Raw genomic sequence first — 23,495 nt, 5'->3', positions numbered from 1 at the left:
CTGTATCACGCTAGACTCACTTTAAAAGTAAGTAGATATCTGTTCATTCGAAAGCACTACTTTTACATAGTGCTGATCTCTATTCTTGATCGAAATTGCGCTTTTTAGTGTTATACAACTTGCTTGAAATAATCTTCTCTTGGCATATCGACAAGCTCAACGCACAATTGAATTTCTTTATTAAACTCTGGGTGTAGATATTTTTTGTTGCTGAGTGCCGCCAATAACTGCTCACCCATAAGCTGTTTTTGTTCAGCCGTTCTTCCCGACAAAATATAGACCTTTGCATGAATATAAGCCTGTTCCAGTCCCAAACCAATCAAGAAAACATCATCTTTACGCGCGCGGCTTTTAATGTCTTCTGGACTAAATAGCTCTGTTTCAATCAGTGTGGTATTAATTTCTTCAAGTAATTGTTTTGCGTTTAATCCAGTTAAATTTTCTGAATAATCAACTACAACGTGCGGCATAGCCACCTCAATTTATATAATAAGTCATTAAGCGAATTAAACTTTATTCAATAAATAATAAAGCTAATCGGACCTGATCATATCCCATTCGAGGACTGGTTGCTTCAACAATTGGTCTTAGTTTGATCGAACCATCATCAGAAAAATGATCTGGATTTTGACGCTTTTTCAGCTTCTTATAAATTTTACGAATTTCTTCGACCACCTCTTCACCCGGATGGGCAACTGAAATATCCAGCTTTTGCTCTTTATGCAGTCGAGCCAAGTGATTAATAATCGTCGCTGGGGTTAAACCACGTTCATGCGCGATGTCTTCAATCTCATAGCCTTCTTCAAACAACGCACGTGTCTCATCTAGCGTTGCCGTAGCGTAATTTTGCTTGCCACCTTTTGCGAGTTTCTTCTCATTACGAGAAATCTCGGTTTCATTTAAGGTGCCGCCACAGTGACGAATAAACGCTTTATGCTGAGCCGTTAAATCTACATCTGCAAAGTTATCTTCGGCTTCTTTTGAAAGCTCTTGAAAACGACGATCCGCTTTTACAGCTAAACTATCTAACTCTAAAGCTTGCTCGTTAATCCCTAATAATTTTAGACCAGTTAAAGATTTTAAGCGTGACAATGCAACATAACCCTGACCTTTTTCAAAGGTGTTCATGAGGTTAATTTCAGCCGCTTCTAAAGTCATCCCTTGGCTTTTATGAATAGTAATCGCCCACGCTAAACGAAGCGGAATTTGCTGAAAACTTGCAATCACTTTGCCTGCTTCATTTTCAACGGACCACGTTTCAGGAGCAACCAGCAAAGTCGTGCCATCAGTCAGTTTTACTTTCGGCAGTAAGCCATTTTCGTCATCTTCCTCAAAGCCGATGACTTCACCCAAACTTCCGTTGATATAGCCCATATCAAAGTTATTTTTTACAAACATGACTTTGGCATGCTTTTTAAGTGTGAGTTCTTCTGGCGCACGCACTGAAGATTTTAAAGTTTCTAATAATTTTTCATTACCATCTAAAACAGCATTGAATTGATGCCCTTCGTTATCAATTTCATTTAAATGCTGATAGTTGATGTTGTCAACATCCATATTATGCGTATAAAGACGAGTAAAGGTCTCACCAATATTATGCGAGCTTGATTGACGCAGTGCTTGCAAATGATCTGGTTGAATGTTTTGCGCACGGATGGCGTTTAAAATCTGGTTCAGAATTTCATCGTCTTGACGGTGCTGTTCTGTTAAATAACATACACGGAATTTAGCTTCGACCCATGCATCTGACATAAAACAAAACTTGTCACGATTGGCTTCACCATTACGCCCTACAGGCGGCAACTGGAAGAAATCTCCAGCCACAATAACTTGAATACCGCCGAATGCCTCATCACTTTCTTTAAAATATTTTAGAACCTGATTGACCAGATTAAGCTGTTTCGCATGTAGCATCGAGATTTCATCAATCACAAGAACTTGCGCATTTTCAAGGTGTTCCTTGAGATATTTACGCTCTTTCATGCGTTTTAGATCGTCGTCAGTTAACAGATCTTTAATGCCAATGCCAGCCCATGTATGAATGGTCATACCGTTCATATGTGTTGCTGCAATACCTGTAGATGCCGTAATTGCCACAGGCACTTTACGTGCTTTAAGGTATTGGATGTACTGATTAAGTGTATAGGTTTTCCCTGCACCAGCCGAACCGGTTAAAAAGACATTTTCACCTGCTTTAAGCAGTTTAAGCGCAGTTTCCTGTTTCATAATCTCATATGTACATCTTTAACAACCCATAGCTTAACGATTTTCCCGAAAAAATTAAATGAATGTGCCAAATTTTATATAAAGTCATTAAAAATCAATAATTAAATCCTAAGTAATATTTGGTAGGTTTTTGGTAGGTAGGAAAATAAACTTCACATCACAATACTAAGGCCATGGTGAGGCTCACCTGTAATAACAAACAATGGATTTATGGAAGAAGGAATCACTCCATGGCTTTTAAAAATATTGCAGATCAAACAAACGGTTTTTATATTCCATGTGTATCACTCTTTGGACCAGGATGTGCTAAAGAAATTGGTACAAAGGCACAAAACCTCGGCGCAAAAAAAGCATTAATTGTGACCGATGAAGGCTTATTTAAATTTGGTGTTGCAGATCTTATCGCGAATTATTTAACTGAAGCAGGCGTTGCAAGCCATATATTCCCAGGTGCAGAACCTAACCCAACCGATATTAATGTTCATAATGGCGTAAATGCCTATAATGAAAATGGCTGTGACTTTATTGTCTCACTAGGTGGCGGTTCATCTCATGACTGTGCAAAAGGGATTGGCTTAGTTACTGCAGGTGGCGGTCATATTCGTGACTACGAAGGCATCGATAAAAGTAAAGTCCCAATGACACCACTCATTGCAGTGAATACAACGGCTGGTACTGCATCGGAAATGACTCGTTTCTGTATTATTACCAATACCGATACTCACGTAAAAATGGCGATTGTTGACTGGCGTTGTACCCCACTTATTGCCATTGATGACCCGAAACTTATGATTGCAAAACCGGCTGGTTTAACCGCTGCAACAGGTATGGATGCGCTAACTCATGCAGTTGAAGCATATGTTTCTACGGCGGCAAACCCAATTACTGATGCGTGTGCAGAAAAAGCGATTACGATGATTAGCCAGTGGTTACAACCTGCTGTCGCAAATGGTGAAAACATCGAAGCGCGTGATGCGATGAGCTATGCACAATATTTGGCTGGCATGGCATTTAACAATGCATCTTTAGGTTATGTTCACGCAATGGCGCACCAGTTAGGCGGTTTCTACAACCTACCGCACGGTGTATGTAATGCAATCTTGTTACCACACGTTTGTGAATTTAACTTAATTGCTTGCCCAGATCGTTACGCAAAAATCGCAGAGTTAATGGGTGTAAGAACTCACGGATTAACAGTGATGGAAGCTGCGTATGCTGCTATTGATGCCATTCGTAAACTGTCTTCATCAATTGGTATTCCATCTGGTTTAACCGAGCTTGGTGTAAAAACTGAAGACCTTGCAGTGATGGCAGATAATGCTCAAAAAGATGCATGTATGCTCACCAACCCTCGTAAAGCAAATCATGCACAAGTTGTGGAGATTTTTAAAGCAGCACTCTAATACTGATGTAATGGCATATCCCTCTAGTAAGTCAAATCCCTCCGACCGTTGACTTACTTTTTTGGGGAATACTTAGCTCCAGCGGTATTCCCTTTTTTTAGAATCTATACTCCAACCTTTTCCAAACCTAATTGACAATTCACCCATTTCATTGAAGGATACTCTGCATGTCTTAATTACAATAGCTCGATAAAAATGAATACATCTTTAGCTAATCAAACTTATGTTCAAGATATTTTAGGCACGGGTTACCAACAGCTCACACTTAGTTTTCCTGATGATTATGAAGGGAAAGTTGTAGCCACCTTAGTGCGTAAAAAAGCCGCTCAATCTACTCAAAAAGCCGTACTATATATTCATGGTTTTTTAGACTATTTCTTTCAAACCGAAATGGCTGAGCAATTCAATGCTCATGGTTACGACTTCTATGCACTTGATTTAAGAAAATATGGCCGCTCAAAACTGCCTCATCAAATTTTCTATAATGTGCTCGATTTAAATGAATATGATGCCGAAATTACTCAAGCATTAGAGATTATTGGCGAAGAGCAACACACTCAGGTTTTACTTGCAGGCCATTCAACTGGTGGTTTGACAGCAACGCTTTATGCTGCCCATCATCCAGACCATCCACTCATTAAAGCACTCTGGGCGAATAGCCCGTTTTATGACTTTAATTTAAGTCTAGTCGAAAAGAAATTTGGTATTCCTATGCTCAGTCGAGTAGGAAAATATCTACCAAAAGTTAAATTTCCAAGCCAATTAAACAAATGGTACACCACCAGTCTTCACAAACAGCTAAAAGGTGAATGGGAGTTCAATCTTGACTGGAAACCGACCTCTGCCCCTTCAGTTCAACTCAGCTTTGTACATGCGATTCATACGGCACAAAAAGAGATTCACCGTGGGGTTAAACTGAACGTTCCCGCACTGATTATGCATTCGCATCAAACTAAAAATCCAAAAAAATGGGGAATAGATGCGACTCAAAGTGATGTGATTTTAGATGTTAAAGACATTGAAAAACATGGTAAAAAAATTAAAGGCGATGTCTCGGTTGTCTCTATTCACAATGGATTGCATGACTTAGTCCTTTCGGCCCAGCCAGTACGAGAACAAGTCTATCAACAATTGTTCCAGTGGCTGGATCAAAAAATTACTTAACTAAGCTTAGGTGAGTCAAGGTATTTCACCAGCAGTTGATGCGCAGGATGTTCACTCGGCAAGAGCTCCATAAGGCGTTCTACCGCATCAATTGCTTCAGGGAAATGAGCTAAATGCTTAAGTAATAAATCTGTTTCTTGAGTTTTAAAAATCGCATCGCTCAAGCGTGACTCAAGGCAGTCACGCCATGCGCATAAAAATGGACTTTCAGTTTTTGCCAGAAATACACCTGTGTAAAGCTGTAAAGCCGAGGCTGCATATCCCGCATCGAGCGCTTGTTCAGCTTGTAAAAAATCGGCTTCAACATGCACCAGCAAACGATATGGACGTGAACCAAGTAAACCACCCAAAATATCTCGTAGTTGAGACATTTCAGCTTTAAGTGTGCCCATGCTTACTTTACGTTCGCCATAGAGCGCCTGATAAAGATGCTCTAAAGTTAAACCATGCGGACATAGTGCCAATATGGTTAAAATTTCAATTTGACGCGGCGTTAATAATAAACTTTTGCCGTTAAATTTAACTTGCGGCGTCGAAAATGCACGGATATGTAATTGCTGGCGCTGCTGCTCTAGCAAAGCAGATTGAATAATGGATGCACAACGTTCAGCAGCCAGAATTCCTAAACTATTATGGTTCTTCCATGTGGTTGATAAATCAACAACACCAAGGGTTTGTTTTGAATATGGATCGATAATCGGCGCGGCATAACACACCCAATCATGAATCGACTCCATGTAATGTTCGTTTGAAAAAACACAGCTTGATTGTTGAGTTTTTAAAGATAAAGCCAAGGCATTGGTGCCCACAAATTCTTCACGCCACTGACCACCTTGTACGAAATGTACACGCTCAGCAGCACTTTGCATTTGAGCACTTGGTGCCGTCCAGATAATCGTACTGCCAATATCACCGACAGCAATTACCATTGAAGATTGCTCTGCAATATGACGTAAGTCATCGGCACATTGGCTTAAAGCCATATCTAAAGCATTTTGTGAAGCAGTTTTTTTCTCGACTAATGGAGCAGCAAAACGCTCTTTAGGAATCGCGGCAGAAGCCGATCGTTCCCATGAGCTTGCAATACTTTGGCCGAGTTTGGCAGCATTCTGAGGAGAGAGACTATTTTGCGTGCGCAGTTGATCAATCAACGTCCGTTGCTGCAATAAATCCTTTTTTGTGAACATTTGTAAATTCCTTATATATCCACATTTCTATTCCAACCTTTCTCCAACCTTCTTCTTTATATCCTAATTATACAAAGTACGAAAGTACCTACTGACAGGGTTCTTGTTAGTCTTTAGTCCTAAAAAGCAAAGGAATATTTATATGCGCTATATCGATCCAAATCAACCAGGCTCAAAAGTTCAATTTAAATCACAATACGAAAATTTTATTGGCGGTGAATGGGTGGCACCTATAAAGGGTGCATATTTTGATAATGTATCTCCTGTTGATGGAAAAGCTTTCACACGTATTCCACGCTCTAGTGCCGAAGATATTGAACTCGCTCTAGATGCAGCACATAAAGCGAAAGCAACATGGAATAAAGCATCACCAACAGTACGCTCAAATATACTTTTAAAAATTGCTGATCGTTTAGAAGCAAATCTTGAAATGCTTGCTGTTGCCGAAACTTGGGATAATGGTAAAGCGGTACGTGAAACTTTAGCAGCTGACCTTCCGCTCGCGATCGACCATTTCCGTTATTTCGCTGGATGTATACGTGCTCAAGAAGGCGGAATCTCTGAAATTGACGAAGATACCATTGCTTATCATTTCCATGAACCACTCGGTGTAGTTGGTCAAATTATTCCATGGAACTTCCCAATTTTGATGGCAGCATGGAAACTTGCACCTGCTTTAGCAGCAGGTAACTGTGTTGTGATTAAGCCAGCTGAACAAACTCCAGTGGGTATTTTGTTGGTGGCTGAACTCATCCAAGACATTTTACCGCCGGGTGTACTTAATATTGTCAATGGTTTCGGTTCAGAAGTCGGCCGCCCGTTAGCTACCAACCCACGTATTGCAAAAATCGCATTCACAGGTTCAACCCAAACTGGACAAATGGTAATGCAATATGCGACCGAAAATATTATTCCAGTGACATTAGAACTTGGCGGTAAGTCACCAAACCTTTTCTTTGAAGATATCATGGATAAAGAAGATGAATTCTTAGAAAAAACGCTTGAAGGTTTTGCTATGTTTGCCTTAAACCAAGGTGAAGTATGTACTTGCCCTTCTCGTGCTTTAGTACAAGAAAGCATTGCTGATCAGTTCTTAGAGATGGCTGTCGAACGTGTAAAACGTATTAAAACTGGTCATCCACTTGATACTGAAACGATGATTGGTGCTCAAGCATCTCTACAACAGCAAGAGAAAATCTTACGTTGTATTAACACTGGTCGTGAAGAAGGTGCAGAACTCTTACTTGGCGGTAGCGGCCGTAAAGAAGTAGGCGATGGTTACTATGTCGATCCGACTATTTTTAAAGGTCACAATGGCATGCAAGTTTTCCAAGAGGAAATTTTTGGACCTGTACTTGCTGTGACAACGTTCAAAGACTTTGACGATGCAATTAAAATTGCCAATGACACCATGTATGGTTTAGGTGCAGGTGTATGGTCACGTTCAGCTCACATTTCTTATCGTGCTGGTCGTGCTATTGAGGCGGGTCGTGTCTGGACAAACTGCTACAACATCTACCCTGCACATGCTGCATTTGGTGGCTACAAGAAGTCTGGTATTGGCCGTGAAAACCATAAAATGATGCTAGATCATTATCAACAAACTAAAAACTTGTTAGTGAGTTATTCAACTAAACCAATGGGCTTCTTCTAAGTTTCGCACCAAGTTGATACCAAACTATCAACACTAGAAAGAAGTAAGATAATTAATTATATAAGAAGCCAGTAATTTAGATTGCTGGCTTCTTTATTTCCGATTGTTAAGCTTGAATTTTTATCATGTAGAATAAAAAAGCTCCATCTATTCTCTAAAGTGCTTCATTTAGGCATTGCTTTTGCATTGATTCATACAAACCCACTCGCAGGAGTATTGTATGAATCATACCAGAAACAGCTTCCGTCATTTCTTCAAGTACAGAAGTCTCATCAGCAGAATATTTTGCTCAGCGTCAACTCAAACAAGGTACGGTTGGTTGGTTACTCCTGATTGGTTTAGGCGTAGCGTATGTGATATCAGGTGATTTTGCTGGCTGGAACTTCGGCGTAGCCCAAGGTGGTTGGGGTGGGATGTTTATTGCCACTGCACTCGCTGCAATCATGTACCTATGTCTATGTCTTTCTATGTCAGAAATGTCCACCATGATGCCGACAGCAGGCGGCGGTTATAGTTTTGCGCGTGCTGCTTTTGGTCCTTTTGGAGGCTATTTAACAGGAACAGCTATTTTAATTGAATACGCAATTGCTCCTGCGGCGATTGCCGTATTTATTGGCGGTTATTGCGAATCTCTATTTGGCATTAATGGCTGGATGATTTACCTCGCCTGCTACGCCATTTTTATGGGTATACACCTCAAAGGTGCTGGCGAAGCCTTAAAAATCATGTTTGCCATTACGCTTGTCGCAGCAGTTGCTCTTGTTGTTTTTATTGTGGCAATGATTCCACACTTTAATGCACAAAATTTATTTGATATTACTGTTGGCACAGGTGTTGGTGCAAGTCGTTTTCTACCTCATGGCTATTTAGGCATCTGGGCCGCAGTTCCCTTTGCAATCTGGTTTTTCCTTGCAGTTGAAGGTGTGCCATTAGCAGCCGAAGAAGCAAAAGATCCAGCCAAATCCCTGCCACACGGTTTAATCGGAGCAATGCTCATCTTAACGGCCTTTGCCATGCTCATTTTATTCTTAGGTGCGGGCGCAGCCGGTGCAAGTACTTTACAAAATTCTGGCGCTCCCCTCGTCGATGCTCTGGTTAAAGTTTATGGCACCAACACTTGGCTTGCGACTTTTGTTAACTTTGTTGGTTTAGCAGGTTTAATCGCGAGTTTCTTTTCAATTATCTATGCCTATTCGCGTCAAATTTTTGCACTCTCTCGTGCTGGTTACTTACCTACTTCACTCTCTTTAACCAATAAAAATAAAGCCCCTTATCTCGCAATTATTATTCCGGGCATTATTGGGTTCTTGCTTTCACTGACCAAAGAAGGCGATTCATTGATTTTAATCGCGGTTTTTGGTGCCACCATTTCCTATGTGTTGATTCTTTTATCCCACATCAAACTACGCCTATCTAAACCCGACATGCCTCGTCCTTATAAAACTCCTGGAGGAATCGTTACTTCAACTATTGCCTTAGTTCTAGCAGTCGCTGCTGTAGTTGCTGGCTTTGTTGTAAATCCGAAAGTTTGGTTTATTGCTGCCGCTATTTATGTCGTATTTATTGCTTACTTTTTACTCTATAGCCGTTATCATTTAGTGAAAGGTACACCAGAAGAAGAGTTTGCAAATATTAAAGCCGCAGAACAAGAACTATAAAAAAGGATGCAACTATGAGTTATCGCAATATTGTCGCCAATCAACAGTATCACTTTGCTGACTTGAAGACCTTGATGGCAAAAGCTACACCGTTACGTTCAGGCGATGAGTTAGCAGGTGTAGCTGCCAGAGATGCAACCGAACATGTTGCGGCACAAATGACTTTGGCCGATGTACCGCTTAAAATTTTTTTAAATGAGGTTGTGGTCGATTATGAAACTGATGAGATTACCCGTTTAATTATTGATGAACATGATCTAGCAGCCTTTGCCCCTATTTCACACTTTACAGTAGGCGATTTTCGAAATTGGTTACTTGGTGAAGAAGCGACTGCACAAAGCTTAAAAGCCTTAGCGTCAGGTTTAACTCCAGAAATGGTGGCTGCTGTCAGCAAAATTATGCGCAATCAAGATTTAATTTATGTCGCCAGCAAATGTGAGGTAATTACCCAATTTCGCAACACGATCGGTTTAAAAGGCCATCTTTCTACCCGTTTACAACCGAACCACCCTACCGATGATGTGCTTGGTATTTCTGCAAGTATTTTAGATGGTTTGATGTATGGCAATGGTGATGCCGTAATTGGCATTAACCCCGCCACAGATAATCTTCATAATTTGTCAGAGCTACTAAAATTGCTTGATCATGTCATTCAGGAATATCAAATTCCAACGCAATCTTGTGTACTTACCCATATCAGCTCAGGTATTCAACTGGCTAAAAAAAATGTGCCAATTGATTTAATGTTCCAATCAATTGCCGGTACCCAACTAGCTAATGAAGGTTTTGGAATTTCACTCGATTTACTACAAGAAGGATATGAAGCCACACTTGCACTCAAGCGCGGAACCATTGGACAAAACGTCATGTACTTTGAAACGGGCCAAGGCAGTGCGTTATCCAGCAATGCACATCACGGCGTTGACCAGCAAACATTAGAAACGCGTGCTTATGCAGTCGCCCGTAAATACAATCCGCTTTTAGTAAATACAGTCGTCGGCTTTATTGGCCCCGAGTACCTATTTAACGGTAAACAAATTATACGTGCAGGTTTTAGAAGATCACTTCTGCGGTAAGTTACTTGGAGTACCGATGGGCTGCGACATTTGTTATACCAACCATGCCGATGCTGACCAAAATGATATGGATGTTCTCCTTACTCTGTTTGGTGCTGCGGGCATTAACTTTATTATGGGAATTCCGGGTTCAGATGATGTCATGCTCAACTATCAAACGACCTCATTCCATGATGCCCTCTATTTAAGACAACTCCTCGGTTTAAAACCCGCTCCTGAGTTTTCAGCTTGGCTTGAACAGCAAGGTATTTTTAAACAACAAAACTCTCAAATCTGTTGGGCAGACCACATGCCCGACCAATTCTCTCGTCTGCTCATGAACTAGGGAGAACACCATGAAACTGAACCGTGATATTCAATATCCATCTTCTACCCATCAAGATCAGTGGGAAAAACTTAAACAATTTACTGATGCCCGCATTGCATTAGGACGCGCTGGTTGTAGTATCCCAACACAAGCCTTACTTGAGTTCCAGTTGTCGCATGCGCAAGCAAAAGATGCGGTTTATCAAGATATGGATGTTTCTTATTTGTCTGAGCAATTAGCACAACGGCAGCTGCAAAGTGTTCATATACAAAGTAATGCACCTAATAAAGAACTTTATCTTAAACGTCCTGATTTAGGTCGTCAGCTTTCAACTCCATCAAAAGATGCCTTAATTAAAGAGTATGCAGAAAATCCGAAGCCATATGATGTTTGTATTATGGTCGGTGACGGGCTCTCCGCAAGAGCGATTGAAGCGAATGCCATCCCATTTATTACAGCGCTAAGTGAATACATTCAGCAAGAAAACTGGAGCCTTGCACCAATTGCAATTGCGACAGGCAGTCGGGTTGCTCTTGGTGATGAGGTTGCTGAAATCTTTAAGGCACCCATGCTTGTGATGCTCATTGGTGAGCGTCCGGGTTTAAGCTCTCCTGATAGTATGGGAATTTACTACACGTTGAATGCATATTCAGGCTGCCTCGATGCTAAACGTAATTGTATTTCCAATGTCCGTTCAGCAGGCTTAAGTATTCCTGTGGCAGTACAACGGTTAATGGCACTCATGAAAAAATCAAAACAGCTTGGTTTCTCAGGAGTTAATCTAAAAGATGAGCATCAACTTTCAAATATAGATTTTGAAGAAACTCAAAAGCTATTATTTTAAGCAATGGAATATGCAAAGAGATTTATTGGAAAATAGATAATCCTTTGCATAACAATATTATCTTAACGAAAAATATCAATTTTCAGGTATTGACGATTTATACAGATATTTTCTTCTTTATATTTATCGCTATACTCCACCTATTGATCTTCTATGAATCATTTGTATGAGCACAACAAACGCCTTCCCAAAAACTATTTATGCCATTCAGCATCTTGCTTTCGAAGACCTAGGTTCATTAGAAGATGTCTTTTATCAACTTGGCTTCCGCGTCCGTTATTTTGAAGCGGGTGTAGATGATTTAACTGCTGCTTTTGCACACGATGGATTAACTATTATTTTAGGTGGCCCAATCGGGGTTTATGAAACTGAAGATTATCCATTTTTAAAAGATGAAATTGCCTTACTTAAACAACGTTTAGCAGCAGATAAACCTACACTAGGTATTTGTTTGGGGGCACAGCTTATTGCTCATGCACTTGGTGCAAAAGTATATGCAGGACATCAAAAAGAAATTGGCTGGGGTCCACTCAGCTTAAGCTTACGCGCTAATCAGGTATTATCTGCTTTGCTTAATAATGTCCATGTTCTACATTGGCATGGTGACACTTTCGACCTCCCTGAAAACGCGGTGTTATTAGCTAGTTCAGAGATTTATACCAATCAAGCATTTGAAGTTGGAAATAATATTCTCGCGTTGCAGTTTCATATTGAAACAACAGAAGAAAATTTTGAGAAATGGCTCATTGGTCATACATGTGAACTTCGCCATGCAAATATTTCAATTCCAAAACTTCGCGAAGAAAATCAGCAATATGCTCAAAATCTCGAACATGCTGCTTTTGATGTTATTCAAAAATTCTTAAAAAGAATTGGTTATGGTGGATAAACTATAAAGATTCTAATGTTCGCGGATACTAAATTTTACCATTTGGTATGATTGCTTGCTTATTTTTCAAACAAAGAGAGTGCTATATTCGCCTTTAACAAACATTTAATAAAATTTTCAGTGTATTATTAATTTGTAACACAAAATATACGTTGATTTACTATGGATATCTGGAAATTTCTTAAAAGCTTTAATACGGTCAATACTTATTTATTGCTTTCATGTATTCTCCTTATAATCTTGGTTCTTTATTTTTATGTGATTAATCCAACCTAAGCTAATTTGCCAAGGATATTAATCATAAAGAAAAAGAAAATATGAGAAGACATCTAAATAAAAAGCCCAACTGAGTTGGGCTTTTTTAAATCTGCTGTTTACTCACAACATGTTGTTCGTCTTGCGAAAAAGTAAGAGATAATCAATCTCTTACTTTTTCTCAGGCTTGAAACTATCTTTCAAATCAAGAATACGGTTGAAAACCGGTTTCTCTGGTGAATGATCATATTGATCAGCAACGAAATAGCCTTCACGCTCAAATTGGAAACGATCTTCAGGATTCGCTTGTGCCAAAGCTGGCTCAATGACAGCTTGTACCACTTTTAATGATTCAGGATTAAGATTTGCCAAGAAGTCATCATCTGCATCAGGTGCAGCTTCAGTAAACAAACGATCGTAAATACGCACTTCAGCAGGAATCCCTTTAGTTGCAGATACCCAGTGAATCACGCCTTTAACCTTGCGGCCTTCCGGATTCTTTCCTAGAGTTTCAGGGTCAATTGAACATTTCAGTTCAATCACTTCACCATTTGCATCTTTAATGACTTCATCACATTTAATCACGTAAGCATGACGTAAACGCACTTCACCGTCAGGAATTAAACGTTTAAAGCCTTTTGGCGGTACTTCTTCAAAATCTTTACGATCAATATAGATTTCCTTAGTTAAAGGAATCACACGATCACCCATATCAACATTAGGATGGCGAGCATGCGTAAGATCCATATCTTCAGGTAAATTAGTTAAAGTCACTTTAAGTGGACTTAAAACAGCCATACCACGCGCAGCAGTATTTTCTAAAGATTGACGAATACAGAACTCAAGCATTGCAACATCAACAATACCGTCAGTTTTTGACACGCCTACACGCTTACAAAAATCACGTAAGCCTTCAGGAGTAAAACCACGACGGCGCATACCGACTACGGTTGGCATACGTGGGTCATCCCAACCATTTACATACGCACCTTCCACCAATTTACGTAATTTACGTTTTGACGTAATGGTGTAATCCACGTTTAAACGTGAAGATTCGTACTGATGTGGAACAGCTTTAGATTTTACTTTTTCAACAATCCAGTCATAAAACGGACGGTGATCTTGGAATTCTAATGTACAAAGCGAATGGGTAATTCCTTCAATGGCATCAGACAATGGATGAGCATAGTCATACATTGGGTAGATTTTCCATTTATCGCCAGTTTGATGATGCTCTGAATGTAATACGCGATATAAAATCGGATCACGCATATGTACATTTGTACTTGCCATATCAATCTTGGCACGTAAAACCGCTTCACCCTCTTTAAACTCACCGCTACGCATTTTTTCAAAGCGAGCAAGATTCTCTTCAATAGAAGCATCACGGTATGGAGAGTTTTTACCTGGCTCAACAAAGCTACCGCGGTTTAACTTAATTTCTTCTGGAGATTGTAAATCTACATATGCATCGCCTTGTTCAATAAGTTGAACTGCCCATGCATATAATTGATCAAAATAACCCGATGCATAGCGTGGTTCACCATTCCAGTTAAAACCAAGCCATTTCACATCATTCGCAATACCGTCAACATACTCTTGTTCTTCAGCATCAGGGTTTGTATCGTCAAAACGCAAATTACACAAACCATCAAATTCTTCAGCCACACCAAAGTTTAAGCAAATCGCTTTTACATGGCCAATATGTAAATAACCATTTGGTTCTGGTGGAAAACGCGTTACGATCTGCTTTGCACGTCCCGTAGCCAAATCATCAGTAATGACTTGGCGAACAAAATCTAAGCCAGCCTGTTGTTCTTGCTGCGCAGAATCGACAGAGGCATGAGTATTCGGTGTCGGGTTATTAGGCAGGCTCGAGACAACATCATTAGGCTTCATAGTGTATCAATCACTTCTTTGTAGATAAATTTCGAAAAATTTAAACGCTATCTTCATTTTTCACAAAGATTTTAACGTTTTTTACTTGCCTTGTAGTTTACAGTTTGCTTATGCTTCTCTCAACCAAAAACCCATGGTCATAAGCCCATGTTTAGGAGATTAATGTAATGAGTTTTCCTCAAGTCGAATTAAACACCAATAAAGGTCGTATTGTTCTTGAACTAAATACTGAAAAAGCACCAAAAACAGTAGCAAACTTTTTAGAATATGTACGTGACGGTTTTTATGACGGCGTTATTTTCCACCGTGTCATTGATGGTTTCATGATCCAAGGTGGCGGGATGGATGAAAACTTCAAAGAAAAAGCAACTCGTGATTCTATCGAAAACGAAGCTGACAATGGTTTAAGCAATGATGTTGGTACGATTGCTATGGCACGTACTCAAGCACCTCACTCTGCTTCTGCACAGTTCTTCATTAACGTAAAAAACAACTCTTTCTTAAACCATACCTCTAAAACTGCTCAAGGTTGGGGTTATGCTGTATTTGGTAAAGTTGTTGAAGGTATGGATGTTGTTGAAGCGATCAAAGGCGTTCGCACTGGCAACCGTGGTTACCACGCTGACGTTCCTTTAGAAAACGTTGTAATCGAATCTGCTAAAATTATTTCTGAATAATTTTAGGAATAAGCTGTGACTTATCTGTTTATCTCTGATTTACACTTGTCACCTGAACACCCTCGACTTGTTCGAGGGTTTTTAGATTTATTGGTGCATTATCAAAATAAACAAACACAGCTTTATATTCTAGGTGACTGGTTTAACGCTTGGATTGGCGATGATTACTCAGCACCATGGCTTGATGAAATTGTTGAGGCATTAAAAGACTTTAACAAAAAAGGAAATCGGGTTTACTTCCAAGTAGGTAACCGTGATTTTGCTTTAAATCAGATTTTCCTTAATAAATTTAACGGTGTATTACTACCCGACATTTATTATCTTAATATTGCTGGACATCAGTACCGTTTAGAACACGGTGATGCCCTATGTACAGATGATATTTCTTATCAAAGATTTAAGAAGATTATTCGAAATCCGCTCTTAGTTGCTCTTTTACGTCGTACACCACTGAGTTTTCGTACTAAACTGGTTAATGGCTTTCGAAAAAGAAGCTCCGCAGATAAACAGCAAAAAAGCTATGAAATTATGGATGTAAATGAGCAAGCTGTACTTTCTGCTTTAACAGATGTAGATATACTGATTCATGGGCATACCCATCGCCCTGCAATTCACCAAGTACAAGCTAAACAACGAATTGTTCTTGGCGATTGGCGTGAAGATCAAGCTTATATTTTGGAAATTGATCCATCTTCAGATACACCACAGCTTGAATTGATTATCTGGAATTATTAACTAAAAATTAGTCACTTTTTATTTGAACTTTCAATTCTTTAATTTTGTTATTTAAATCAAAATCGTAAATCGCACAAAGACTGGCAATAAATACAAATTTCCAGCTTATATATGCATGAGTATGATACTCAATGTATAAAATCAAAAGACTCAAAACAAATGCAAAAATGATAAAGGCTTTCACGATTCTAAATTCTCGCAGCTTACTCTTTGCATCTGTTGGCATTAAATCAATCATTTTCAATAGATTATTAAAACTTTATATAAACATTATATTTCTTTATCAAACTACATACGAAATGTTTTTGAATAAAATAGCGTATGATGGCAAAGATTAAATTCTCTCAATTGCCATAAGATTGATATGGAGCACACCTATGGACTTATTGAATTCTGTTAAAAGCCGCTATACAACAAAAGCATATGATTCTGAAAAGAAAATTCCTCAAGAAAAAATTAATAAATTATTAGAAATTTTACGTTTTACCCCTTCTTCAGTAAATATTCAGCCTTGGCACTTTGTAGTTGCAGACAATCTTGCAGCTAAAGAACGAATCGCAAAAGCACTAACAGGTAAATATGCTTACAATGCACCTAAAGTACTCGAATCATCACATACACTTGTATTCTGTACAAAAACAGACATTTCATCTGAGTACTTAAATCAATTGCTTGAACAAGATGATTTAAGTGGCCGTTTTAAAGATGAAAAAGCAAAATTAGGGCAAAAAGATACTCGCCATGGTTATGTCGAATTTTATAGAAATGAGCAGAAAAATTTATTTGGATGGATGGAAAATCAAACATTCATTGCTTTAGGACAGTTACTGTTCGCTGCCGGTTTAGAGGGCATTGATGCAACTCCGATGGGGGGATTTGATGAAGAAGTTCTAAATACCGAGCTCGGTTTAACTGAAAAAGGTTTACGAAGCTCTGTAATCGTTTCTTTAGGCTATCGCAGTGAAAATGACTTTAATGCCAAACTTCCTAAATCACGACTGCCAGATGAAGTAATTTTTACCTATTTATAATAAAACCTCTATAGTTCAAGAGATTCTATTCTCTTGAACTATCAAGCCATTGCGCTAGCTAAACACACTACTCCGCTTATTCCTAAAAGAATCCCCAAAATAGTAGGCCATTTTAATTTTTCTTTATATAAAATCACTCCGCTTAGAATTCCAAATAACACAACAAAAATATTCATGCTTGCAAAAACAATTGCAGGTGAATCTTTTAAAAGAATATGAGCTTTTACATATAAAGCAATATTTGAAAAATTGAGTATGCCTAATATTAACCCAGCTATCGTACTTTTAAACTGCCACTTTTGAGTCTTCTGTAGCAATAAATATGAAATCGACAATATAAAAGCTGTAATAAAAATAAGATTTAAAGTAAGTGTAAACTGAAGGCCTAAACTACTTGTATATTTTAAAAGAATATCTACTGCCGCATAACCACACCAAACACTTAATAAAGCAAGAATTGCTTTTCTAGATTGATGATTGGAAAAAGACTTCATTTGTCCAAATAAAACAAGTAAAACTGCAAGAATTCCTAAACCTATTCCCCATAGTTTTAATGCATTAAATTGCTCATGAAAAAAGAAATATGCTGCGAGCAAAGAAAGAACAACTGAAAGGCGCTGTGCAAGTTCAGTTTTAACAATTCCTGCATATTCTAGTGATTTAGCAAGACATAAAAAAATACTAGGTAAAATTACCCCCAAGGCAAGGATTAACCACCATGGAGTATGCATTATTGAAACATGTTGGATATCGGGCTGAAACCACAAAAAGCAAAGAAGACTAGCACTTGCATAGTTCCATGCAATCATCTGTAATGGCGGATAACCTTTTTTCTTTAAATTTTTTAATAGGATAGACACCAAGACACTGCTCAAAGCAGCAGCTAATATTAATATCATTAATTAAAGCCCTATCTATTTAAATATATTAGTCATCATGGCCAAATCGCTATCCATGACCGTTTAAATGCTTTGGATTAACTTTTAAATACACATAAAAAAACCAGTCATTATCTGACTGGCTTCTTTTTTAGATTTCAATTAACGATTATTTTCGTCGTCTTGACCATCTTCAAATTTAGAATCGTTGTCAAAACCACCTTGATGACCGCCGAAGCCACCTTGGCCGCCGAAGCCACCTTGACCACCGAAGCCACCTTGACCACCAAAGCCACCGCCTTGACCACCGAAACCACCTTGACCGCCGAAGCCACCTTGAGCGCCACCGAAGCCGCCTTGAGCGCCACCGAAGCCACCTTGAGCGCCGCCAAAGCCGCTACCTTGACCACCAAAACCGCCTTGAGTGCCGCCTTGTGCTGGGAAGCCTGTACCTTGTGCGCCTGCTGGACGTGGATTACGTGCTGGAACAACAGTTGAAATCGCGTGCTTGTAAACCATTTGACTTACAGTATTTTTTAATAAAACAACATATTGGTCAAAAGATTCAATATGACCCTGCAATTTAATACCGTTCACAAGGAAAATAGAAACAGGGATACGTTCTTTACGGAGAGAATTTAAGAACGGATCTTGTAAAGTTTGACCTTTAGACATTTTTAACTCCAAAAAAAATTTTTAAATCAGCGCAAAAAAACTATCTTTATTTTTCAACTAAAAATTATAAAAAGACAGTGTGCAAATTTTGCTTTATCCATAAGAGTTTCGCAAGTCTTCTTTCGCCTGCTTTATCGTCAAGTAAGTTTTAAAATCGTGTATTTCTTGCAAAGAACGTAACCACGTATATTGACGTTTGGCAAGTTGTCGTGTTGCAAATAAAGCTTTATCCTCCATTTCACGTTTACTTTTGAGACTTAAGTCACTTTTTAATAGAAATTCTAGTGCTTGTCGATAACCCACCGAACGCATTGAGGGTAAATTTTCATCTAAATCGTATTTTTCAATTAGAGCTTCAACTTCACTCAAAAAACCGATATCCCACATTTTGCTTAATCTTTGCTCAATGCGTTGATGTAATTCTACCCGATCCGGAAGTAAAGCGTAGTTATGAAATATGTATCGATATGGTACGTTTTTTGGTTGTTCTGCCTGCAATTTAGTAATTGGTTCACCCGTAATTTTATAAACTTCAAGAGCCCTAATAATTCTTTGCTTATCAGTTACATTAAACTTTATAGCAGCAGCAGGATCTACAGAAACCAACTCATCATAAACTGCCTGCCATCCTTCGTTTAAAGCTTTTTCTTCAATTGCAGCTCGAACTTCAGCATTAGCACTTGGTAAATTACCAGATAACCCTTCTAACAGTGCCTTGAAATATAACATTGTCCCTCCTACTAAAATAGGAGTTTTGCCACGTGAATGCATTTCATCAATCAATTTACATGCATCTTCAACAAACTGAGCAGCTGAATAGACTTCCAGAGGAGTAATAATATCAATAAGATGATGAGGATAGAGTTCTTGCTCTTCACGAGTTGGTTTAGCCGTGCCAATATCCATATCTTTATAGACAAGAGCGGAATCAACAGAAATTAGCTCAAAATTTCCACGCTCGTATAATTCACATGCCAAAGCGGTTTTTCCGCTCGCAGTTGGTCCCATTAAATTGATGACGGGCAATTGATTTGACATGTAAAACTACTCTCCTCGAGCAAATAATTTATCTAATTGAGGTAATGGGAATGCACGCCAAGTTGGCCGCCCATGGTTACATTGGCTCGCAAATTCGGTTTGTTCCATTTGACGAAGTAAAGCATTCATTTCTGAAAGACTGAGTTGTCGATGTGCACGTACGGCTCCATGACATGCCATTCCCGCTAACAACTCATCTCTTTTTTGAAGTAATCCTTGTGCTTCATCATTTGGATCTAAATCATTTAAAAGCTCTGGAATAAGATTTTCAAAATCAGCTTTTTGTAATATGGCGGGCACACCACGAACAATAACTTGCTCATCACCATATAAATCAATTTCCAAGCCTAAACGCTCAAGCTGAGGTTTTAATTCTTCGACCCTAACGGCTTGCATACGGCTAATGGAAATTACCTTAGGTATAAGCAACTGCTGAGATGTCCAAAATTCAGGTTTATCCCAAGCATTTTTCATTTGCTGTAATAAAATACGTTCATGTGCCGCATGCATATCAACAATAATAAGCCCTTCGGTATTCTGCGCTAAAATATAAATTCCATGCAGTTGAGCGATTGCGATGCCTAATGGAAATTCATCTACTTTAGCAGCTGGCTCAACATCCTCATTCACCGAAAAACTAGCAGGTTGGTCGCGAAGTGGGGCTAAATAAGTTTTTAAAGCATTATTTAGTTGAGCAGAACCATTATATTTTGGTGTTTGATCTGCATAGTGAACAGCTTGCGGACGACTAGCGTTAAAATCGGTTAATAATTCTGTCGGTGCATGCTGAGTTCGTGCTTCACTGTCTGAATTTAAAGTTTCATTTGCGCGGTGCAATGAAAATTGTTCTTGATATTTGGGCTGCGGCTGCACTGAATAATCTGAGCTTTCATCTGCTTTCATCGCTTGAGCTAGATCAGCACTCGCTGTCTGAAATTGTGCGAGAGTTTCTTTTGCATAATGCCTTACAAACTCATGCACTTCTCTTTGATTTAAAAATCGAATCTCATGTTTAGTTGGATGAACATTGACATCAATATTTTCAGGATCGACTTCTAAAAAAAGTAAATAAGATGAATGTTGATGACCATGTAAAATACCATCATAGGCCATGCGCAGCGCATGCGAAATCGTTTTATCTTTGACAATACGACCATTTACATAGACATATTGCATATCAGCCTGTGCACGTGCATCTGAAGGATGACCAAGCCAACCTGATAAACGCATACTAATACTTTCAGCATCAATCCAATATGCATTTTGAACAAATTGTGAGCCTAATAATTGCTGAACTCGCTGAAAACGTAGCTCTCCGCTATCCGCTATAGGTAAATTAATTCTTATATTATCATTATGTTCAAGCACAAAACGTATATCGAAATGCGTTAGAGCCAAACGACGAACAATCTCTTCAATATGACCAAATTCTGTAGTTGGCTTTTTTAAGAATTTACGGCGAGCAGGAACATTAAAAAATAAGTCTTGAACTCGAATATGGGTACCCTTTTGCGCTGCAACAGCTTGTACCTCTTGATGATCAAATGCTGTTCCATTTACTTCAACTTGATGGCCGATACCACTTTCATCTTGGCTACTGGTCAAAGTCAATCTTGAGACAGCAGCAATCGAAGCTAAGGCTTCCCCACGGAACCCCAAACTCACAATCGCATGTAAATCTTCAGCAGTTTTAATCTTACTTGTGGCATGACGCATGACAGCAAGCGCTAAATCATCCGGATGAATACCATGCCCATTATCAATGATTTCGATTAAAGTCGAACCACCTTGAGCAATCCGTACAATCAGCTCAGTTGCACCTGCATCAATTGAGTTTTCTAATAATTCTTTGACCACAGAAGAAGGACGCTCAATCACCTCACCTGCTGCAATCTGGTTCGCTAACGCTGCGTCTAATGTATGAATACGACGTTGTGTTAGCTTTTCATCAGTCATGAAGCTGTTCCTGCAAAGTCTGATACAAATTTTCTGTTGGTAAAGTTAACGTTACTAAACGAGTCAACTCATCATCTGACTTTTGAATGTCAATGATGATATCCGCTTGTGGAATTTCATCACCGCCTTTAGAAGGCCATTCAAATAGAAATAACGCATCTGTGATATCTAAATAATCACGGATTCCCATTAATTCAAGTTCGTAGGAGTCATTCAAACGATATAAATCAAAATGAAAAATTTCTTTATCATTAATTTTATACGGCTCAACGAGTGTATAAGTTGGACTTTTAACAGAGCCTTTATGGCCCAAAGCCTGTAATAAATAGCGTGTAAGTGTGGTTTTACCCGCACCTAGATCCCCAATTAAATAAATTACACCCGACTGAACATGCTGCGCCAAAGCTTGAGCTAAACGCTCAGTATCTTCTTCATGATTTAAGACCAATTTCAATGAATACGACATAGCACACATAACATGATTCGAAATAATCGATATGATAACATTGCCCTGCCTTAAAAGCCTACTTAAGCCCTAGAAGTTGGCTTTTTTTATATCAATTTTCTTACATATTTACACTTTTTTATGTCTAGTCCGAACGATTTTTTGCCACCTATGGTTGATGGTGTAAGCGCAAGCCAAGTCTATCTTCCTGCACAAACAAGTACTCAAACTATTTATGAGTATCTATGCCAACATTTCCAACATATTAAAGTGCAAGAGTGGCAACAACGATTTCAAGATGGACTTATTTATGGCGCAAATGGACAAAAACTAACATTAGACAGTCCATACCAAAGTAATACCCATATTTTTTATTATCGCTTTCTGGCTTATGAACCACATGTTCCATTTGAACATCGGATTTTATTTGAGAATGATGATTTACTGGTGGTCGATAAACCCCATTTTTTAACGATTAGCCCGACTGGACAATATGTTCAAGAAACGCTTTTAGTCCGTCTAAAAAAACAAACAGTAAATGAATTTTTAACCCCTATTCATCGTCTAGATCGTGAAACTGCTGGTGTTGTTCTATTTTGCAAACGGGTTGAGTCGCGTGGTATTTACCAACAATTATTTGCAGAGCGCCAAGTCAATAAAATTTATCACGCTGTTGCACCTTATAAAAAAGATTTAATTTTTCCTCAGACATTACACTTGCATTTAGATAAAGGTCATCCTTTTTACACTATGCAAGTTATAGAAAATGCAAAAACAAATACCGAGACTTATATTGAGCTTATCGAGCATAACCAGATTTGGGCAAAATATCGCTTAACACCGACAACGGGCAAACAGCACCAACTCCGGGTGCATCTTAATTACTTAGAAATTCCGATTAAAAATGATCCATTTTATCCCGTAGTTCAACACAAGGCTGAAGATGATTTCTCGGAACCATTACAGCTATTAGCTAAGCACATTTCATTTATAGATCCCCTCACAAAAGAGGGAATGTCTTTTAATTCCGAGTTTGAATTGACATTGTAATGTAATCGTAATGACAAAAAGATTATTTTTTATACCGAAAAGCATTGAAATTACATTGCGATGGTTTAAAATAAATTCCTAAAAATTAAAATCATTTGGTTTTGTTATTCATGCGAAAAACAGAAGTTTATCAGGTTCGACTTGACTCCCAAGAAAAAAAGCAGGCTTTTGCTGTTTTTAAACAACTGGGAATTACCCCTGCCCAAGCAGTACGACTTTTTTTTAAACAGGTCGTATTAACTAAATCTATTCCTTTTGCTATCGAAAATCAGAATATTAATATGGAACAATTACTAAAGCTGAGAAAAGCAAAAGCATCTTCATTGAACCAAAATCAATCAACTTTAACTGAAGATGATGACCATGAAGATTTATTTGAAGAACTTAATGCACTTCTTGGTGAAAGCGACAAAACTTAACACTGTTGCATTTATAAACAAGTTTTAAC

General features: G+C 38.7%; 21 protein-coding genes and 1 pseudogene. 12 read left to right on the top strand and 10 right to left on the bottom strand.

Going from position 1 to position 23,495, the window contains the following annotated elements; all coding sequences use genetic code 11:
* Positions 1 to 110 precede the first annotated feature (110 nt).
* Entirely contained in the window at positions 111 to 470 is a 360-nt protein-coding gene (locus ACTJJH_RS00680; RefSeq protein ID WP_032004768.1) for a 5-carboxymethyl-2-hydroxymuconate Delta-isomerase, read from the bottom strand.
* 43 nt (positions 471 to 513) lie between these two features.
* The gene (locus ACTJJH_RS00675; protein WP_440600554.1) at positions 514 to 2,226 is read right to left on the bottom strand and encodes an AAA family ATPase; all 1,713 of its coding nucleotides are present in this window, start codon (positions 2,224 to 2,226) and stop codon (positions 514 to 516) included.
* Between the two features lie 230 nt (positions 2,227 to 2,456).
* Between ACTJJH_RS00675 and mdh the strand changes: the two genes are divergently transcribed.
* Positions 2,457 to 3,629 (top strand): iron-dependent methanol dehydrogenase, encoded by a 1,173-nt coding sequence (gene mdh, locus ACTJJH_RS00670; RefSeq protein WP_004791599.1) that lies wholly within the window; start codon positions 2,457 to 2,459, stop codon positions 3,627 to 3,629.
* 195 nt (positions 3,630 to 3,824) lie between these two features.
* Entirely contained in the window at positions 3,825 to 4,793 is a 969-nt protein-coding gene (locus ACTJJH_RS00665; RefSeq protein WP_440600553.1) for an alpha/beta hydrolase, read from the top strand.
* Here ACTJJH_RS00665 and ACTJJH_RS00660 read toward each other — a convergent pair.
* Positions 4,790 to 5,980 (bottom strand): helix-turn-helix domain-containing protein, encoded by a 1,191-nt coding sequence (locus tag ACTJJH_RS00660; RefSeq protein WP_005068630.1) that lies wholly within the window; start codon positions 5,978 to 5,980, stop codon positions 4,790 to 4,792. The genes ACTJJH_RS00665 and ACTJJH_RS00660 overlap by 4 nt on opposite strands.
* Positions 5,981 to 6,122: 142 nt before the next feature.
* Here ACTJJH_RS00660 and exaC point away from each other — a divergent pair, with 142 nt between their 5' ends.
* The 5 genes and pseudogenes from exaC to ACTJJH_RS00635 all read left to right on the top strand — a co-directional run bounded on the left by exaC (position 6,123) and on the right by ACTJJH_RS00635 (position 12,408).
* Positions 6,123 to 7,634: an acetaldehyde dehydrogenase ExaC gene (gene exaC / locus ACTJJH_RS00655; protein WP_204085199.1), complete on the top strand. Its 1,512-nt coding sequence runs from the start codon at positions 6,123 to 6,125 to the stop codon at positions 7,632 to 7,634.
* 227 nt (positions 7,635 to 7,861) lie between these two features.
* Positions 7,862 to 9,292 carry an ethanolamine permease gene (eat, locus tag ACTJJH_RS00650; protein WP_440600778.1) on the top strand — a complete coding sequence of 477 codons (1,431 nt, stop codon included), beginning with the start codon at positions 7,862 to 7,864 and terminating at the stop codon, positions 9,290 to 9,292.
* Between the two features lie 14 nt (positions 9,293 to 9,306).
* Positions 9,307 to 10,693, top strand: a pseudogene (locus tag ACTJJH_RS00645) (ethanolamine ammonia-lyase subunit EutB).
* Positions 10,694 to 10,703: 10 nt separating this feature from the next.
* A complete protein-coding gene (gene eutC / locus ACTJJH_RS00640; RefSeq protein ID WP_311079367.1) occupies positions 10,704 to 11,519 on the top strand; it encodes an ethanolamine ammonia-lyase subunit EutC in 816 nt (271 codons plus the stop codon).
* 166 nt (positions 11,520 to 11,685) lie between these two features.
* Positions 11,686 to 12,408 carry a glutamine amidotransferase gene (locus ACTJJH_RS00635; RefSeq protein ID WP_311079366.1) on the top strand — a complete coding sequence of 241 codons (723 nt, stop codon included), beginning with the start codon at positions 11,686 to 11,688 and terminating at the stop codon, positions 12,406 to 12,408.
* A 426-nt stretch (positions 12,409 to 12,834) separates the two neighbouring features.
* On the opposite strand, the gene ACTJJH_RS00630 is transcribed toward ACTJJH_RS00635, so the two are convergent.
* Positions 12,835 to 14,562 carry a glutamine--tRNA ligase/YqeY domain fusion protein gene (locus ACTJJH_RS00630; RefSeq protein WP_017385407.1) on the bottom strand — a complete coding sequence of 576 codons (1,728 nt, stop codon included), beginning with the start codon at positions 14,560 to 14,562 and terminating at the stop codon, positions 12,835 to 12,837.
* Between the two features lie 167 nt (positions 14,563 to 14,729).
* Here ACTJJH_RS00630 and ACTJJH_RS00625 point away from each other — a divergent pair, with 167 nt between their 5' ends.
* Together ACTJJH_RS00625 and ACTJJH_RS00620 are read left to right on the top strand one after the other, a co-directional pair.
* Positions 14,730 to 15,239, top strand: coding sequence for a peptidylprolyl isomerase (locus tag ACTJJH_RS00625; RefSeq protein WP_002122280.1), 510 nt, complete (start codon positions 14,730 to 14,732; stop codon positions 15,237 to 15,239).
* A 15-nt stretch (positions 15,240 to 15,254) separates the two neighbouring features.
* On the top strand, positions 15,255 to 15,974 hold the full coding sequence (locus ACTJJH_RS00620; protein WP_440600552.1) for a UDP-2,3-diacylglucosamine diphosphatase: 720 nt from the start codon (positions 15,255 to 15,257) through the stop codon (positions 15,972 to 15,974).
* 7 nt (positions 15,975 to 15,981) lie between these two features.
* Here the strand turns inward: ACTJJH_RS00620 and ACTJJH_RS00615 are convergent, their stop codons facing one another.
* Positions 15,982 to 16,212, bottom strand: a complete 231-nt coding sequence (locus ACTJJH_RS00615) for a hypothetical protein (RefSeq protein WP_104074338.1) — start codon at positions 16,210 to 16,212, stop codon at positions 15,982 to 15,984.
* Between the two features lie 139 nt (positions 16,213 to 16,351).
* Here ACTJJH_RS00615 and nfsB point away from each other — a divergent pair, with 139 nt between their 5' ends.
* The gene (nfsB, locus tag ACTJJH_RS00610; protein ID WP_161282356.1) at positions 16,352 to 17,005 is read left to right on the top strand and encodes an oxygen-insensitive NAD(P)H nitroreductase; all 654 of its coding nucleotides are present in this window, start codon (positions 16,352 to 16,354) and stop codon (positions 17,003 to 17,005) included.
* A 41-nt stretch (positions 17,006 to 17,046) separates the two neighbouring features.
* Here the strand turns inward: nfsB and ACTJJH_RS00605 are convergent, their stop codons facing one another.
* The 5 genes from ACTJJH_RS00605 to tsaE form a co-directional block, all read right to left on the bottom strand.
* Positions 17,047 to 17,904 carry a DMT family transporter gene (locus ACTJJH_RS00605; RefSeq protein ID WP_161282357.1) on the bottom strand — a complete coding sequence of 286 codons (858 nt, stop codon included), beginning with the start codon at positions 17,902 to 17,904 and terminating at the stop codon, positions 17,047 to 17,049.
* Between the two features lie 141 nt (positions 17,905 to 18,045).
* A complete protein-coding gene (hfq, locus tag ACTJJH_RS00600) occupies positions 18,046 to 18,558 on the bottom strand; it encodes an RNA chaperone Hfq (RefSeq protein ID WP_068557462.1) in 513 nt (170 codons plus the stop codon).
* 93 nt (positions 18,559 to 18,651) lie between these two features.
* Positions 18,652 to 19,596 carry a tRNA (adenosine(37)-N6)-dimethylallyltransferase MiaA gene (gene miaA, locus ACTJJH_RS00595; protein WP_057070452.1) on the bottom strand — a complete coding sequence of 315 codons (945 nt, stop codon included), beginning with the start codon at positions 19,594 to 19,596 and terminating at the stop codon, positions 18,652 to 18,654.
* Positions 19,597 to 19,602: 6 nt separating this feature from the next.
* The gene (gene mutL / locus ACTJJH_RS00590) at positions 19,603 to 21,552 is read right to left on the bottom strand and encodes a DNA mismatch repair endonuclease MutL (RefSeq protein ID WP_417890737.1); all 1,950 of its coding nucleotides are present in this window, start codon (positions 21,550 to 21,552) and stop codon (positions 19,603 to 19,605) included.
* Positions 21,545 to 22,018 (bottom strand): tRNA (adenosine(37)-N6)-threonylcarbamoyltransferase complex ATPase subunit type 1 TsaE, encoded by a 474-nt coding sequence (gene tsaE / locus ACTJJH_RS00585; protein WP_440600551.1) that lies wholly within the window; start codon positions 22,016 to 22,018, stop codon positions 21,545 to 21,547. Before tsaE ends, mutL begins: the two co-directional genes overlap by 8 nt.
* A gap of 120 nt (positions 22,019 to 22,138) precedes the next feature.
* On the opposite strand from tsaE, the gene ACTJJH_RS00580 reads away from it, so the two are divergent.
* Positions 22,139 to 23,047, top strand: coding sequence for a pseudouridine synthase (locus ACTJJH_RS00580; RefSeq protein WP_440600550.1), 909 nt, complete (start codon positions 22,139 to 22,141; stop codon positions 23,045 to 23,047).
* A 110-nt stretch (positions 23,048 to 23,157) separates the two neighbouring features.
* The gene (locus ACTJJH_RS00575) at positions 23,158 to 23,466 is read left to right on the top strand and encodes a type II toxin-antitoxin system RelB/DinJ family antitoxin (RefSeq protein WP_440600549.1); all 309 of its coding nucleotides are present in this window, start codon (positions 23,158 to 23,160) and stop codon (positions 23,464 to 23,466) included.
* The last annotated feature ends 29 nt before the right edge of the window (positions 23,467 to 23,495 follow it).

The organism is Acinetobacter sp. 22301, from assembly GCF_052045285.1.
Lineage (GTDB): Bacteria > Pseudomonadota > Gammaproteobacteria > Pseudomonadales > Moraxellaceae > Acinetobacter > Acinetobacter pittii.
The sequence above is the reverse complement of the archived record's forward strand: the minus strand, read 5'-3'. Positions and strand labels throughout refer to the sequence as shown.

Excerpts from the sequence above, each read along its gene's own strand:
- ACTJJH_RS00680 (WP_032004768.1), bottom strand. The coding sequence starts at position 470 with ATGCCGCACGTTGTAGTTGATTATTCAGAAAATTTAACTGGATTAAAC.
- ACTJJH_RS00675 (WP_440600554.1), bottom strand. The coding sequence starts at position 2,226 with ATGAAACAGGAAACTGCGCTTAAACTGCTTAAAGCAGGTGAAAATGTC.
- mdh (WP_004791599.1), top strand. The coding sequence starts at position 2,457 with ATGGCTTTTAAAAATATTGCAGATCAAACAAACGGTTTTTATATTCCA.
- ACTJJH_RS00665 (WP_440600553.1), top strand. The coding sequence starts at position 3,825 with ATGAATACATCTTTAGCTAATCAAACTTATGTTCAAGATATTTTAGGC.
- ACTJJH_RS00660 (WP_005068630.1), bottom strand. The coding sequence starts at position 5,980 with ATGTTCACAAAAAAGGATTTATTGCAGCAACGGACGTTGATTGATCAA.
- exaC (WP_204085199.1), top strand. The coding sequence starts at position 6,123 with ATGCGCTATATCGATCCAAATCAACCAGGCTCAAAAGTTCAATTTAAA.
- eutC (WP_311079367.1), top strand. The coding sequence starts at position 10,704 with ATGAAACTGAACCGTGATATTCAATATCCATCTTCTACCCATCAAGAT.
- ACTJJH_RS00635 (WP_311079366.1), top strand. The coding sequence starts at position 11,686 with ATGAGCACAACAAACGCCTTCCCAAAAACTATTTATGCCATTCAGCAT.
- ACTJJH_RS00630 (WP_017385407.1), bottom strand. The coding sequence starts at position 14,562 with ATGAAGCCTAATGATGTTGTCTCGAGCCTGCCTAATAACCCGACACCG.
- ACTJJH_RS00625 (WP_002122280.1), top strand. The coding sequence starts at position 14,730 with ATGAGTTTTCCTCAAGTCGAATTAAACACCAATAAAGGTCGTATTGTT.
- ACTJJH_RS00615 (WP_104074338.1), bottom strand. The coding sequence starts at position 16,212 with ATGATTGATTTAATGCCAACAGATGCAAAGAGTAAGCTGCGAGAATTT.
- nfsB (WP_161282356.1), top strand. The coding sequence starts at position 16,352 with ATGGACTTATTGAATTCTGTTAAAAGCCGCTATACAACAAAAGCATAT.
- ACTJJH_RS00605 (WP_161282357.1), bottom strand. The coding sequence starts at position 17,904 with ATGATATTAATATTAGCTGCTGCTTTGAGCAGTGTCTTGGTGTCTATC.
- hfq (WP_068557462.1), bottom strand. The coding sequence starts at position 18,558 with ATGTCTAAAGGTCAAACTTTACAAGATCCGTTCTTAAATTCTCTCCGT.
- miaA (WP_057070452.1), bottom strand. The coding sequence starts at position 19,596 with ATGTCAAATCAATTGCCCGTCATCAATTTAATGGGACCAACTGCGAGC.
- mutL (WP_417890737.1), bottom strand. The coding sequence starts at position 21,552 with ATGACTGATGAAAAGCTAACACAACGTCGTATTCATACATTAGACGCA.
- tsaE (WP_440600551.1), bottom strand. The coding sequence starts at position 22,018 with ATGTCGTATTCATTGAAATTGGTCTTAAATCATGAAGAAGATACTGAG.
- ACTJJH_RS00580 (WP_440600550.1), top strand. The coding sequence starts at position 22,139 with ATGTCTAGTCCGAACGATTTTTTGCCACCTATGGTTGATGGTGTAAGC.
- ACTJJH_RS00575 (WP_440600549.1), top strand. The coding sequence starts at position 23,158 with ATGCGAAAAACAGAAGTTTATCAGGTTCGACTTGACTCCCAAGAAAAA.